The organism is Hanstruepera marina, from assembly GCF_019880635.1.
Classification (GTDB): Bacteria; Bacteroidota; Bacteroidia; order Flavobacteriales; family Flavobacteriaceae; genus Hanstruepera; species Hanstruepera marina.
Genome location: NZ_JAINVX010000001.1, coordinates 1,500,720 through 1,513,704 on the forward strand (window position 1 = coordinate 1,500,720; position 12,985 = coordinate 1,513,704).

16 protein-coding genes are annotated in these 12,985 nt (G+C 33.9%); all 16 read right to left on the reverse strand.

The genetic code is table 11. From position 1 onward, the window contains the following. Nucleotides 1-46 precede the first annotated feature (46 nt). Nucleotides 47-1,783: an FG-GAP-like repeat-containing protein gene (locus tag K7G76_RS07020; RefSeq protein ID WP_223033447.1), complete on the reverse strand. Its 1,737-nt coding sequence runs from the start codon at nucleotides 1,781-1,783 to the stop codon at nucleotides 47-49. An 80-nt stretch (nucleotides 1,784-1,863) separates the two neighbouring features. Next, nucleotides 1,864-3,168, reverse strand: a complete 1,305-nt coding sequence (locus K7G76_RS07025) for a cryptochrome/photolyase family protein (protein WP_223033448.1) — start codon at nucleotides 3,166-3,168, stop codon at nucleotides 1,864-1,866. Between the two features lie 2 nt (nucleotides 3,169-3,170). Then, entirely contained in the window at nucleotides 3,171-3,632 is a 462-nt protein-coding gene (locus K7G76_RS07030) for an SRPBCC family protein (protein WP_223033449.1), read from the reverse strand. Further along, complete coding sequence (locus K7G76_RS07035) at nucleotides 3,632-4,096, reverse strand: TspO/MBR family protein (RefSeq protein WP_223033450.1); 465 nt, start codon at nucleotides 4,094-4,096, stop codon at nucleotides 3,632-3,634. Before K7G76_RS07035 ends, K7G76_RS07030 begins: the two co-directional genes overlap by 1 nt. Next, entirely contained in the window at nucleotides 4,093-4,269 is a 177-nt protein-coding gene (locus tag K7G76_RS07040) for a Lacal_2735 family protein (RefSeq protein WP_223033451.1), read from the reverse strand. The genes K7G76_RS07035 and K7G76_RS07040 overlap by 4 nt, the downstream gene beginning before the upstream one ends. A 3-nt stretch (nucleotides 4,270-4,272) precedes the next feature. Then, entirely contained in the window at nucleotides 4,273-4,791 is a 519-nt protein-coding gene (locus tag K7G76_RS07045) for a glutathione peroxidase (RefSeq protein ID WP_223033621.1), read from the reverse strand. A gap of 30 nt (nucleotides 4,792-4,821) precedes the next feature. Continuing rightward, nucleotides 4,822-5,505, reverse strand: a complete 684-nt coding sequence (locus tag K7G76_RS07050; protein ID WP_223033452.1) for an SDR family NAD(P)-dependent oxidoreductase — start codon at nucleotides 5,503-5,505, stop codon at nucleotides 4,822-4,824. 8 nt (nucleotides 5,506-5,513) lie between these two features. Continuing rightward, entirely contained in the window at nucleotides 5,514-5,738 is a 225-nt protein-coding gene (locus K7G76_RS07055) for a hypothetical protein (protein WP_223033453.1), read from the reverse strand. 3 nt (nucleotides 5,739-5,741) lie between these two features. Continuing rightward, nucleotides 5,742-6,440: a GTP cyclohydrolase I FolE gene (gene folE / locus K7G76_RS07060; protein ID WP_223033454.1), complete on the reverse strand. Its 699-nt coding sequence runs from the start codon at nucleotides 6,438-6,440 to the stop codon at nucleotides 5,742-5,744. Between the two features lie 46 nt (nucleotides 6,441-6,486). After that, nucleotides 6,487-6,762, reverse strand: a complete 276-nt coding sequence (locus K7G76_RS07065; protein ID WP_223033455.1) for a TIGR03643 family protein — start codon at nucleotides 6,760-6,762, stop codon at nucleotides 6,487-6,489. Then, nucleotides 6,759-7,187, reverse strand: coding sequence for a hypothetical protein (locus K7G76_RS07070; protein ID WP_223033456.1), 429 nt, complete (start codon nucleotides 7,185-7,187; stop codon nucleotides 6,759-6,761). Before K7G76_RS07070 ends, K7G76_RS07065 begins: the two co-directional genes overlap by 4 nt. A 101-nt stretch (nucleotides 7,188-7,288) precedes the next feature. Next, entirely contained in the window at nucleotides 7,289-8,821 is a 1,533-nt protein-coding gene (locus tag K7G76_RS07075; RefSeq protein ID WP_223033457.1) for a cryptochrome/photolyase family protein, read from the reverse strand. Next, complete coding sequence (locus K7G76_RS07080; RefSeq protein WP_223033458.1) at nucleotides 8,818-10,125, reverse strand: DASH family cryptochrome; 1,308 nt, start codon at nucleotides 10,123-10,125, stop codon at nucleotides 8,818-8,820. Before K7G76_RS07080 ends, K7G76_RS07075 begins: the two co-directional genes overlap by 4 nt. Next, entirely contained in the window at nucleotides 10,095-10,235 is a 141-nt protein-coding gene (locus tag K7G76_RS07085) for a DUF2256 domain-containing protein (RefSeq protein ID WP_223033459.1), read from the reverse strand. Before K7G76_RS07085 ends, K7G76_RS07080 begins: the two co-directional genes overlap by 31 nt. After that, nucleotides 10,235-11,656 (reverse strand): SDR family oxidoreductase, encoded by a 1,422-nt coding sequence (locus K7G76_RS07090; protein WP_223033460.1) that lies wholly within the window; start codon nucleotides 11,654-11,656, stop codon nucleotides 10,235-10,237. The genes K7G76_RS07085 and K7G76_RS07090 overlap by 1 nt, the downstream gene beginning before the upstream one ends. A 12-nt stretch (nucleotides 11,657-11,668) precedes the next feature. Further along, nucleotides 11,669-12,985: an ABC1 kinase family protein gene (locus K7G76_RS07095; protein ID WP_223033461.1), complete on the reverse strand. Its 1,317-nt coding sequence runs from the start codon at nucleotides 12,983-12,985 to the stop codon at nucleotides 11,669-11,671.

Below are 12,985 nucleotides of genomic sequence, written 5' to 3' on the forward strand. Positions count from 1 at the left end.
GCCACTGTATTACAGTGGCTTTTTTATTTACGTTTAGTGATTTGAATTACGATTTCACAATTCTCTGAATTTGTGTTTTACCATCTTCTTCAAGATGTATAAAATATATTCCAGAAGTTAAACTCTTTAAATCTATTTGTTTTGATGTGTTTAGGTCTTGTTGAGTAATAACAGCTTTCCCACTAATGTCATATACTGAATAAGCTATACTTGAATTGTTATTTGGTGTACTAACAGTAACATAATTGCTCGTTGGGTTCGGATAGATTGAAATGCTTAAGTCTGTATACTCGTCAGCGGTAAGCGTTGACCCTTCAATAATTTCGATAGATGTGTTAATGGCTGGATTGAGAATTTCGTCTTCCTCACCAGACGGCCAAAGCACTTTTATTTTTGTGATGCTTGTTGCCGAACCTAGCCCGAAATGGGTTAGTAAAGAGTTCATGGTACCATAACTTTCACCAGAGCGAACCTCACGAATTTGTTTTCCCCAAGACCCGTATAATTCAATACGTGCTCCAATGCCATTAATATTACTGGTGTTGCCACGCAACCTGATTTCACTCCAGTTATTGGAATTCCCATCATTAAAATACAATACATCAGGATAATTACTTGGGCCGTTGTAGCCGTTGGCAAAGCCAGCAACAACATCCATAAAACCGTCGTTGTTTAAATCGCCAACAGCTGCACTTTGTATACGCGACGGTCCAGTTGGTAACGTGAATGGCGATGGCATTTCGGTAAAGGTTTTATTGCCATTATTTTTGAACATGTGGTGAGAACCACTGCGTGCTGTAACAAACAAGTCGATAAAGGTATCGTTATCAAAATCTTCCATGATAATTTGGATACCGCCACTTCCCATGCCACTTAAAATAGATGAGATACCAGAACTGGCTGTAATATCTGAAAAGGTTCCATTACCGTTATTTTCATAAATCACACTATTTATATCGTGATTTATTACAATACAGTCTAAATCGCCATCGTTATCAATGTCTTCAAAATTAGCAGACCACGACTGGCCGTAAGGTACTAGTCCAGCTGCAACAGCAACATCGGTATAGTTACCATTACCATCGTTTTGGAATAACAAGTTTATGCGTCTACCATCGTTAGCATTAGTTACGCCCAAACGGCATTTTGAGATGTAAAGATCTTGGTCACCATCATTATCATAATCGGTCCAAATACTTCCATAATTTCCCGAGTTATCTGAAGGGACTGTTGAAACTGCATTTATTAATCCTGCATTATCAATTGTGTAATTTCCAGAGCCATCATTATTATAGGCCAAAGAAGTACCATTATCATGACAGGCAAAAATATCTATGGTACCATTATTGTCCATGTCAGCAAAATTAACATTCTGAAGAAAAATAGTTCCGTTTAGTGTTGTACTGGAATAGGTGGCACCATTACTACTGGCTTTTAGTACTCGAACACCATTGTTGTAACCACCTATTACGACATCGTTAAAACCATTTTTGTCAACATCTGCTATAGCAAGCCCCCAATGTGAGCTACCTGTACTCCCATAATTGTACTGGGTGAAATTTCCACCACCAGCAGTTTGATATTCAATTTGTAGGCTAGAAGCATCGTGTAATCTCACAATGTCATCTAAACCATCTCCATTCATGTCGCTAACACCAATGGCAACACCACTTGTTAGTGAGGAATTAACTAACAAACTATTTGAGTTTGTGAAGGTTACTTGTGAAAAAGCTATTACGGGCAATACCATAATTGCAGTTAAGAGTAGTTTTTTAAGATTCATTGGTTTGTATGTTTAAGAGTTTAAATATAAAACTTTTAGAACTAGCAGGTTACCAAAATTTAAAAAATCGATAAAGCGTATTAGTCAAGAGCAGCCTTATAAACCTTTAAACAACGTTCTCTAGCTTCTTTATGATCTACAATGGGGTGAGGATAGGTGAGTTCCTGATATTCAGGCACCCATTTTTTGATGTATTGATGATTCTTGTCAAATTTTTGTATTTGAGTAGTCGGGTTAAAGATTCTAAAGTAGGGAGCGGCATCCACACCACAACCTGCAACCCATTGCCAGTTTCCTATATTGCTTGCCATTTCATAATCGTGTAATTTTTCAGCAAAATAGGCTTCGCCCCAGCGCCAATCGATTAATAAGTGTTTACACAAAAAAGACCCTACCAACATTCTCACTCGATTATGCATAAAACCTGTATGGTTAAGTTCGCGCATACCTGCATCAACTAAAGGGTAACCCGTTTTTCCTTCGCACCAGGCCTTAAACTCTGTTTCGTTGTTACGCCATTCTATTCTATCGTATTTGGGTTTGAAGCTTTCAGTTACCGTACGTGGATAATGCCAAAGAATTTGCATAAAAAATTCACGCCAAATAAGTTCTTGCCAGAATATTTCGTTTTGTTCGGCAATGGCTTTTTTTACCATTTTACGGATACTGACTGTACCGAAACGTAAATGAGGCCCAAGTCTGGATGTTGCTTTTTTTGATGGAAAGTTGCGCTTGTTTTCATATTCTTGAATCAAGGTAGGTGTGACATCATAATCTGCTATCTCTTGATTTGATTTTTTAAAACCTATATCTGATAATGTTAGGTTAGGTAACCTGGAATGCTTTACTAAATTGTCTAAATAAGTATTGGTGTAAAATATTTCTAAATCATCAGCATTAAAAGTGGATTTCCAGGTTTTCATATATGGTGTATATACCATGTAAGGATTACCATTGGTTTTGACTATTTCATTTTTTTCAAAAATGACTTGATCTTTGTAGGTCTTGAATTCTATATTTTGTGAAGCTAAAAAGTTTGCTATGTCTTGGTCTCGTTTAATAGCATACGGTTCGTAATCATGATTGGTGTAAACGGTTTCAACTTCATATTCTTTTACTAAATCTTTAAATATGTCAATAGGTTTTCCTTTTAAAATGGCAATGCTACTATTCTGTTCTATCTTGAGTATAGTACGCAAGTCTTGAAGCTTTTCATAAATAAATGTTACACGCGCATCATCTTCAGGGAGGTTTTGCAAGATTTCAGTATCGAAAATAAAAATGGGAAGTACAGGATTATTACCTTTCAGAGCTTGGTAAAATCCATGGTTGTCGTCTAATCTAAGGTCTCTTCTAAACCAAAAAACAGTTAAGGGTTCGTTCATGTTTATAGGGTTCCAAATAGTTCGATGAGCTTATTTTTACGGTACTCAAAAATCTCTTCCAATTTTGGTTTTACTAAAATAGGTTGTACCAATTGCCCTAAAAAACCTAAAGGAAGCTTATAATCTATTATATCTTCCATTTCCACACCGCCTTCAATTTCTTTTATAAAATGTTTGTGGTGCCATAGTGCATAGGGTCCAAACCGTTGCTCATCAACAAAATAATGTTTGTCGATTACATGTGTGATTTCTGTTACCCATTTTGTTTTTATCCCGAGAACTGGTGTTACGATATATTGAATAATTTGACCTGCATACATGGGTCTGTCTGCTCCTGATAGGATGTTGAAACCCATATAATCTGGTGTGATGACTTTTAAGTTTTTTGGGTTTGATAGAAAGCTCCAAGCTTGCTCAACAGAAATTGGAAGGTTCTGTTTTTTGTGTAAAGTATAAATCTTCATTAGTTATTGTAATAGATGTAAGCATTTAATGACGTGGCTATGAGCAACCAAACTATGTAGGGTAATAATAGATAGGAGTAGGTTTTAATGTCATCCATTCTAAACTTAAAAAAGAAATACAATATGAGTACAGTTAATAGTGATATGTTGAGTAAACCCAGTCCAACCAAATGCTGATTGAAAAACAGATAGTTCCAAACCACATTTAGAAAAACCTGAACCGAAAATAGAATTCTTAAAAATTTAGAATCTTGCTCTTTAAAGAGTTTTGCTAAATACACTGAAAAACAGATCATGATGGTTGTCCAAGCCACTCCAAACACCCATCCTGGAGGTGTCCATGGTGCTTGATTTAAATTGGTATACCATTCTGATTGTGGACCATTATTCATCAACCAACTACCAAGTGCTAAACCACCAAAGTTAATTAATAGAAATAGGACTAATCGTTTAATAAAACTCATTTTGTTTTGTTTTGCAATGCCTCAATTTTATCGGAAATGGATTGTGCTTCGGCATATGCATTATCACTTGCTTTTCTATCGGTAACAGACAGTTTGTGCCAATCTTTCATTGCTTTGGCATATTTTTTCTGTAAAACTTTAAGTTCTGATTGTTTTTTGAATAATCCAAACATATTTTATTGATTTAAATGCTTCGTTATTTTAGCACTTGTTGGGTTAGTCATGGAAAAATAATAATCTACTAGTTCGCCATTTTCATTTACAAGATATTTTTGAAAATTCCATTTTACACTTGAACTCGAATTACCATTTAATGATTTGTCTGTCAACCACTTGTATAAGGGATGTTGATTGTTGCCTTTAACATCAACTTTTTCGGTCATTAAAAAGCTAACGCCATAATTTTTTTCGCAAAAGGTTTGAATTTCATCGGCCGTACCTGGTTCCTGACCGCCAAATTGGTTACAGGGCACGCCAATAATCATGAGCTTGTCTTGGTAATCATCATATAATTTTTGTAAATCGGCATATTGTCCTGTGAAGCCACATTTGGATGCAACGTTTACGAACAATATATTTTTGCCTTTATAATCAGAAAGGTCAATAGGATTCCCTTCCAAACTATTTATTTGGATATCATAGATAGATTTAGTGGGTGAGTTTTGAGCTGTTGATTTATTAAGAAAGTTTAGCATAAGGCATATTAGGATTAGTTTTTTCATGTTTTATATTTTAAAGGACACTATACCGCAATCCATTTCGAATATTTGGCCAGAGAGGGAAGCAGATTTGTCTGATAATAAAAAGGCTGCCATATCTGCAACCTCTTCTGGTTTTAGAAATTTTTTTAGAGGGTGTCTTTCGGTTATATTTTCAATCATTTTGTCATTTCGCAATAATTTTGATGCCAGTTGGGTGTCGGTAACTGTAGGCGCAATAGCATTTACACGTATAGTAGGCGCCAATTCTGCGCCCAGTGATTTTGTTAAACCTTCTACCCCTGCTTTTGCTGCAGCTACGCTGGCGTGAAAAGGCATTCCTAATTTAACTGCAACAGTGCTAAAAAGTACAATTGCTGGGTTAGTACCTGTTTTTAATTGAGGTAAATATTTCTGAATTGCTCTTACCGCACCAATTACGTTAATCTCATAATCATCTCTAAACTCATCGAGTTTTAATCTGGACACTGGCTTTAAGTTAATGCTTCCTGGGCAGTAAACCAAGCCATCACATTTTTCAATTTCAGGTAAATCATCCTTTAGAACATCTATACTGTAATGTATAAGATTATCGTGGGTTAGATTTGGTGCACTACGACTTATGTTTATGACTTTGTTATGTTTCAGCAATACGTTAAGAAGTGATAGCCCAATTCCCAGGCTACCACCAATAATAATATATGTTTTCATATTATTTATTAAGCCATTAGTGGTTTTCCTTTGAGGCGTTTTTCAACTTTTCGTTTTATTACGGTAAGTCGTTTCATGATATCCATAAGACGCTCATCTTTTTTTTGCTTGTAAATTTGATTTAAATCTAAAATCAATTGTTTTGCCTCTCTAGAAATTTTTATTCTGTCGCTAGTTGATAACGATTTCATCTTTCTTTGCTCGAATTCAAGTGCTCTGTTTATTAGTTCCATAGCTTAATGATTTATGTAGTTATGTAATTCTGTGATTTTTTGTGGATCGTTAAAAGCACCACCATAATAGGTTGTAACTGTTGCCGATGTATCATCTTTTATGCCTCTAGAAGACACACAAAGGTGTTTGGCATCAATAATAACAGCTATATCTTGGGTTTGAAGAACAGCCTTTAGTTCGTTGGCAATTTGATTTGTTAGTCGTTCTTGAACCTGTGGACGTTTGGCGTAGTACTGAACAATTCTATTAAGTTTTGATAGCCCTATAACTTTACCTGATGAGATATAAGCCACATGGGCTTTACCAATAATAGGCACGAAATGGTGCTCACAGTTGGAGTAGAAGGTAATATTTTTCTCAACAAGCATTTGATTGTATTGATATTTGTTGTCGAATAAGGCGATTTTGGGTTTATTAGCTGGGTTTAACCCAGAAAATATTTCTTCTATATACATTTTCGCTACACGATCAGGAGTGCCTTTAAGGGAGTCGTCTGTCAAATCTAATCCCATAACGTCCATAATTTCTTCAAATAAGATAGCTATGCGTTTTTTCTTTTCAGCATCACTAATTTTAAAAGCATCCTTTTTCAACGGCGTATCGAGTCCTGAATATAAGTGGTCGTCGCCAATTTCAGATGCGCTTAAGCCATTTAATTTGTAACTGTTTGTTTGCTGTTTTTCAAATGTTTTAATTTTCATAGCTCTTTTTTTTACTGCTGTACTCAATTATTGAGTCAAAGCAAGATTATCGTTTTGATATTTTGTTTTGTGTTATTTGTTTTTGTCTGGAGCACTTAAATCGTCCATTTATAAAGTTTCGTAATTTTTCATGCTTTGTTTCCCGTCCTTGTACCCGTTTTCTCCAAAGCTTAAAACTATTTGCTTTGAGTTCTTTCCTCATGAGGGCAATAACATCTTTTTCTTTCAATCCAAACTGAAATTGTATAGCTTCAAACGTGGTTCTGTCTTCCCAAGCCATTTCTATTACTCTATCTATTTCGTTAGACTTTAAGTGAATCATATTGGATAGAGATTATGTTGAACATCATATGCCACTTTTAAATCCAGTAGCTTCGAAAAAAAATGTTTATTCTCCTTAAATGTTTTATTATTTTTAAAATGAATGAATTTACCTTGTGCATGGATACTCATACCATTAGTACGATATATAACTAACTGATAGAAAGGAATGATCCAAGAGAAATTTTGAAGCCCTTTGTTAATATATACTATAATTCCACCACGTCTTAATTCAATATTGGCATAATTTACATCAGTTACTTTATTCATTAGCACACGAAGGTTTGGGCTGACCTCTGAAACAATCATTCGTTTTGAGCCGATACCTTTTAATTTAATAGCTTCAAAAAAACTGTATGGCTTGCCTACTAAATCGGCAATTATTTGTTTGTGATTTTTTTCTGTATATGTGCTGTTGAGAATCAATATATATAAATTTGATACTCAAATCTACAAAATGTTTAATAAATAATAAAAAAAGTTAAACAAAAATTAACAAAAGAATATGATTTAAGATATATTCTTGATTAAAAGTCATTTGGTGTGGCTATAATTTGTTTCGCTCGCTGTTTTATAGCTTTTAAGTCGTCCTCTTTGATGTTGTCTAAAACATGATACATCATCCGCATACGACTGTTATTTTTAAGATGATTTCGTTTTTCATCTAGAAAATGCCAGTATAGACTATTGAACGGGCAGGCTTTGTCGTCAGCCTTATTTTTATAGTTGTAATAACAAGCCTGACAATAATTACTCATTTTTTGAATGTATGAACCAGAAGACACGTACGGTTTTGTTGCTACTTTTCCACCATCAGCAAACTGACTCATACCTCTAGTATTGGGTAGTTGCACCCATTGTATGGCATCTAGATAAATACCCAAGTACCAGTTGTCTACATCGTCTGGATTTGTTTGTGTTAAAAGCGCATAATTACCGGTAACCATTAATCGTTGAATATGATGGGCATATGCATTATCTAGACTGTTTTGAATAGCGTGTTTCATGCAATTCATTTTGGTATTTGCAGTCCAATAGAAATCTGGTAGGGGATTGCTATTTTCTAAATAGTTTTCTTTTGAAAGTTTAGGCATGCGCATCCAATACATTCCTCTCATATATTCACGCCAACCTATAATTTGTCTAATAAATCCTTCAACTTGAGAAATATCTATTTCTGTGGTATGCTTGCTGTAATAATTAAGTATGGTAGTTGTTACATTTTTAGCAGAAATAAGTTTTAAGTTTAATGCAAAAGATAATCTAGAATGAAATAAATTTGATTCCGTTGTGTACATAGCATCTTGATAATCTCCAAAGTATTTCAATAAATTTTCACAAAAATATTTTAGTTGATTCAGTGCTTGTTCACGTGTTATGGGATATTCAAACAATGTATTATTACATTGGCCAATAGTTTTTATATTGGCTTTTTTTATATCAGCAATTACATTTTCAACATTGTTTGTAAAAGCAACGTAATGAGGAATCTTTGGATCTCCTTTCCATTTTTTTTGATTGGATTTGTCATAGTTCCATTTACCGCCTTCAGGTTCATTATTGTTAACTAAAATGTTATGCTTTTTTCGCATATCACGGTAAAAATATTCCATAATATATTGCTTTTTACCTTTAAAGAATTTCTTTAAATCAAATCGATTTGTGTAAAAATGTTCACTGTCATAGACTTGAGATTTTATGGAAATAGTTTTGGAGAAATCTTTTAGTTGTTTATCTAATCTATACTCATCGGGTTCAATATATTCAAATGTTGTAATTTGGTATTGCTCAATTAATTTTTCAAGATTTTTATGAAGTTTTTGGGTATTGGTTTTATCTGTTATTTTAAAATATGTAATGTTATGGCCTTTTTTGTCTAGTTGTTTGGCAAATGTTCGCATAGCTGCAAAAAAACCAATAACTTTTTGAATATGATGTACAACATAATCTGTTTCTTGGCGCATTTCAAACATACAGTATAAGACGTCCTTATTTTGTTTTTTAAACCATGAATGTTTGATGTTTAATTGATCTCCTAAAATTAATCGTAATGTTGTCATGTGAATAATTCCGTTTGTAGCCATTGCTTTTGAAACTTGCCATGTGGATCATAACGATCTGCTTGTAATTTTGTATTAAAAACTCGATCTCTAGGGTCGTTACCAATACCAGCGACGTACATCCAATTATCATAATTACTATGAACATCATAATCTATTAACAACGATTCAAAATATACTGCACCAATTCGCCAATCTAATTGTAAAGTTTTTACAAAAAATGACGCTACATTTTGCCGGCCTCTATTGCTCATCCATCCGGTTTTATTGAGTTCTAGCATATTGGCGTTAACAAAATTATCTGTAGTTTTTCCGTTTTGCCATGCTTCAATTGCATCCTTATCTTGACTCCATTTGTAAATTTTATTCGAGATTCCTTCTAATTTGAAAATAGAATTACCGTGCTGGAGTGCTATATATTTGAAAAAGTCGCGCCAAATTAATTCGAATATCAACCAGTACGTCGACTGATTTTTAAAATGTGTTTTTTCAAATTCCTTTACTGCCCAATATATAGTTCTGGAACTAATACTACCATTTGCTAACCAAGCCGATAATTTTGAGCTGTAATCTGGTCCTACAAGACCATTTCGTGTTTTTTTATAAACTCCGATTTTCTGTGATTCAAAAACGTAATAATTTAAGCGTTTATTCGCTTCGGTTTCGCCACCCTTAAATGGAAAAGCAGTTTTAGGATGCCGAGTGAACTCCGTGAAACCGAGCTCATTTAAGGTTGGGATTTTAGTTAGATTTTTTATTGCAAATTTTTCTTGTGGTTTAGTTTCAGTTGAAGGCAGTATGGTAAGTTTTTTTTCTACGTGTTTTCTAAATACTGTAAAAACTTTAGGAATTTGATTTAATTCGCTAAACACATCGCTTGGCTCATATAAAAACTGATCAAAAATTTGAGTAATATTAGTCGTTTCTAGTTTATTTTGAACCCATTTGAAAGTCGTGGTTTCTTCACTAGTAAATTCTTTTTGCACAAACACATTGTCAATACAGTATTCGTTTACTAAACTTGGAATAATGACTTCTGGGTAATCTGTAAATGTGAATAGTGGGATGTTTAATTTGCTTAAGTTGTTCTTTAAATCTTTTACACTTTCTATTAAAAATTTAGCACGATACTGTCCAGTTTTTTTAAACCCATGTTCTGTTTCCTTAAAATGTCGAGGATCAAAACAATAACAAGCAATAATGGGTTTGTTACATGTTATGGCCTCATGTAATACATGATTATCTTGCGTTCTTAAGTTGGTTGTAAACCATATTAAATTGAATGTTTCTTTTGTCTCCGACATTTTTCACTACAATATTTTACTTGATCCCAATTTAGCCTCCACTTTTTACGCCAGTTAAATGAAAGTCCACAGCAGGCACAAGTTTTTTGAGGTAAATGTGTTTTTTTCATCACGCGGCTAATTTTCTTATCATACCATTAAAAATGAAACCATGAAACGGCAAGACGCCAAACCAATATAATCTTCCGGCAAGTCCTCTTGGTCTGAATGTTGCAGTTTGTTTGAGTATATTATTTTCAATCTTGAATTCTAACCAAGCTTCTCCTGGTAATTTCATTTCGGCGTATAGTAGAAGCCGTTTTTTATTTTTATCTGCAAATATTACACGCCAAAAGTCTAGAGCATCTCCTACACTTAAATCTATTGGGCTTGTACGTCCTCTTCTTAAACCAATTCCACCAAAAAGCTTATCTATATAGCCTCGAATCTTCCATAGTACTGTGCCGTAATACCAGCCGTTTTCTCCGCCAATTGACCAAATTTTATGTAACGTTTTTTCGGAATTGATAACCTGTATTACTTTATGATCTTTAAAACAACCATATTTAGGGACATTGATGTATCTATCAAAATTGTCTTTAAGCCTTCCGCTGCTGACCATAGAATCTTTCCAACTGGAAATAATGCTGTTTTGTTCAATTTTTTCAAAAGCTAATTTAACAGCATCCCTGTAACTTAACGGGTTAATAGATAACACCTGATTTATGTTACTTGGTTTGCCAATTATTTCTACATTCATACTATCTACCAATGAAGTAGCTAGTTTGTAAGATGTAGACGTTACAAGATATAACCAATATGAAGATAATTTAGGCGTCATTACTGGAACGGTAAGTATATATCGTTTTAGTCCTCGAACTTGAGCGAATTGTAACAGCATGTCTTTGTAGGTAAGTACTTCGGGTCCAAATACGTCATATGATTTATTGTATAACGATGTTTTGCCCAGACTTTTTGATAAATAGGATAAGACATCCCTAACAGCAAGAGGTTGTGTTTTGGTATTAAGCCATTTTGGCGCAATCATAAATGGTAGTTTCTCTACAAGATCCCTAATGATTTCAAATGAAGAACTACCGGAGCCAACAATAATTCCTGCTTTAAAAATAGTTGTAGCATACTGCCCCGTTTTTAAAACATCTTCAACTCGCTTTCTAGATTCAAGATGTTTAGATAGTTTACTATCGTTAGTAATACCACTTAAGTAAATAACCTGTTTTGTATTGGTATCATTAATTCTATTCTTAAAATTTATGGCGCACTTTTCTTCTAACGATTCAAACTTTTTAGAGGAGTTAGACATGGAATGAATAAGATAATAAGCTGCCTCTATATCCTTAGGAACACTTTTTAAGGATTCTGGTTTTAGAAAATCGCCTTCTATGAATTCGATGTTGGGATCTTCAAGGTAATCTTTATCAGCACGGTGTATATCCCGAACAATACAAATTACATGATGGCCATCTTGTACCAAAAGCGGAATAAGGCGTTTGCCTATATAGCCTGTTGCTCCGGTTACAAGAACTTTCATGGTGCTGGAATTTTATTGATTAATATTTATAAAGTTTTTGATGTTTATTTGTTGGGCTTTTAAATCGAACATTAAATTATATAGTCCAAAAAAAGTTCTGTTTATATAAATAAAATGTTTAGATCCTCTATTACCGTTCATTTTACGCAGTTCTGTATTTTTAGAGTACTTTTCACCTAATTCAGCAATTTTCCTAAAAAAAGTGGGGTCTGAAAAGTCAAAAACTTCATTGTGGAAAGGTTTCGTAAAAATGCTTAACATCTCATGGAACATATTGGTAAAAAAATCCAGTTCATCAGGAGAGTCATCCGGACGGAGAATTTCCAATTCAAAAAGCTTTTCTCTAAAACGCTCTGGGTTGTTGATACTTTCTTTTTCGGCAAGTTCAAAGTAGGGCTTGTAAAAATCATTTGGTATGGTTTTCATACAGCCAAAATCTAAAGCAATGAGCTTACCATCTTCTGAAATTAAAAAGTTTCCAGGATGCGGGTCTGCATGAACTTTTTTGAGTATATGAATTTGAAACATATAAAAATCCCATAGTGCTTGGCCTAATTCATTAGCCATTGTTTGATTTGTATTATGCGATGTAAATTCAGATAGATGTTCACCTATCATATAGTCCATGGTTATAATGCGCTCTGAAGACAATTCATCATAATATTTTGGAAAGCGTATATTGGGTATATTTTTACAGGCTTCAGCTATGGCTTTACTTTGTTTAATTTCGAGAGTGTAGTTGGTTTCCTCAATGAGTTTGCTTTCTACTTCTTTAAAATATTTATCAGAATCTTTACCTTTAATATTGAACATGCTCATGGCAATTGGTTTAACCAATGCCAAATCTGAAGTGATACTCTCTGCAACTCCAGGGTATTGTATTTTTACAGCAAATTTTCTTCCATCTTTTTCCGCAAGGTGTACTTGACCAATGCTTGCAGCATTTACAGACGTTGCATTGAAAGTATCGAATAATTCATTTGGATCTTTACCAAAATATTTTTTAAAGGTTTTAATAACTAACGGTGGCGATAATGGAGGAACCGAAAATTGGGCTAAAGAGAATTTTTCGACGTAAGCTTGTGGTAATATGTTTTTCTCCATGCTCAACATTTGAGCCACTTTTAACGCACTTCCTTTTAATTGTTTAAGGCTATTATAAATATCATCAGCATTATTGACATTTAATTTGTTTTTAGCTTCTTCTTTAGAGCTAACCAATTGGTCTCCATAGTATTTTAAATAATTAACACCAACTTTAGCACCCGTAGTAACCAATTTGGATGCTCGTTGTATTTTAGATGTTGGAATATGGTCTATTGTTTTCAT

What these genes read in the sequence shown, in the direction of transcription:
- K7G76_RS07050 (WP_223033452.1), bottom strand. Translation starts at nt 5,505, where the DNA reads ATGAAAACATATATTATTATTGGTGGTAGCCTGGGAATTGGGCTATCA.
- K7G76_RS07035 (WP_223033450.1), bottom strand. Translation starts at nt 4,096, where the DNA reads ATGAGTTTTATTAAACGATTAGTCCTATTTCTATTAATTAACTTTGGT.
- K7G76_RS07045 (WP_223033621.1), bottom strand. Translation starts at nt 4,791, where the DNA reads ATGCTAAACTTTCTTAATAAATCAACAGCTCAAAACTCACCCACTAAA.
- K7G76_RS07030 (WP_223033449.1), bottom strand. Translation starts at nt 3,632, where the DNA reads ATGAAGATTTATACTTTACACAAAAAACAGAACCTTCCAATTTCTGTT.
- K7G76_RS07055 (WP_223033453.1), bottom strand. Translation starts at nt 5,738, where the DNA reads ATGGAACTAATAAACAGAGCACTTGAATTCGAGCAAAGAAAGATGAAA.
- K7G76_RS07085 (WP_223033459.1), bottom strand. Translation starts at nt 10,235, where the DNA reads ATGAAAAAAACACATTTACCTCAAAAAACTTGTGCCTGCTGTGGACTT.
- K7G76_RS07040 (WP_223033451.1), bottom strand. Translation starts at nt 4,269, where the DNA reads ATGTTTGGATTATTCAAAAAACAATCAGAACTTAAAGTTTTACAGAAA.
- K7G76_RS07025 (WP_223033448.1), bottom strand. Translation starts at nt 3,168, where the DNA reads ATGAACGAACCCTTAACTGTTTTTTGGTTTAGAAGAGACCTTAGATTA.
- K7G76_RS07080 (WP_223033458.1), bottom strand. Translation starts at nt 10,125, where the DNA reads ATGTCGGAGACAAAAGAAACATTCAATTTAATATGGTTTACAACCAAC.
- K7G76_RS07090 (WP_223033460.1), bottom strand. Translation starts at nt 11,656, where the DNA reads ATGAAAGTTCTTGTAACCGGAGCAACAGGCTATATAGGCAAACGCCTT.
- K7G76_RS07065 (WP_223033455.1), bottom strand. Translation starts at nt 6,762, where the DNA reads ATGATTCACTTAAAGTCTAACGAAATAGATAGAGTAATAGAAATGGCT.
- K7G76_RS07075 (WP_223033457.1), bottom strand. Translation starts at nt 8,821, where the DNA reads ATGACAACATTACGATTAATTTTAGGAGATCAATTAAACATCAAACAT.
- K7G76_RS07095 (WP_223033461.1), bottom strand. Translation starts at nt 12,985, where the DNA reads ATGAAAACAATAGACCATATTCCAACATCTAAAATACAACGAGCATCC.
- folE (WP_223033454.1), bottom strand. Translation starts at nt 6,440, where the DNA reads ATGAAAATTAAAACATTTGAAAAACAGCAAACAAACAGTTACAAATTA.
- K7G76_RS07020 (WP_223033447.1), bottom strand. Translation starts at nt 1,783, where the DNA reads ATGAATCTTAAAAAACTACTCTTAACTGCAATTATGGTATTGCCCGTA.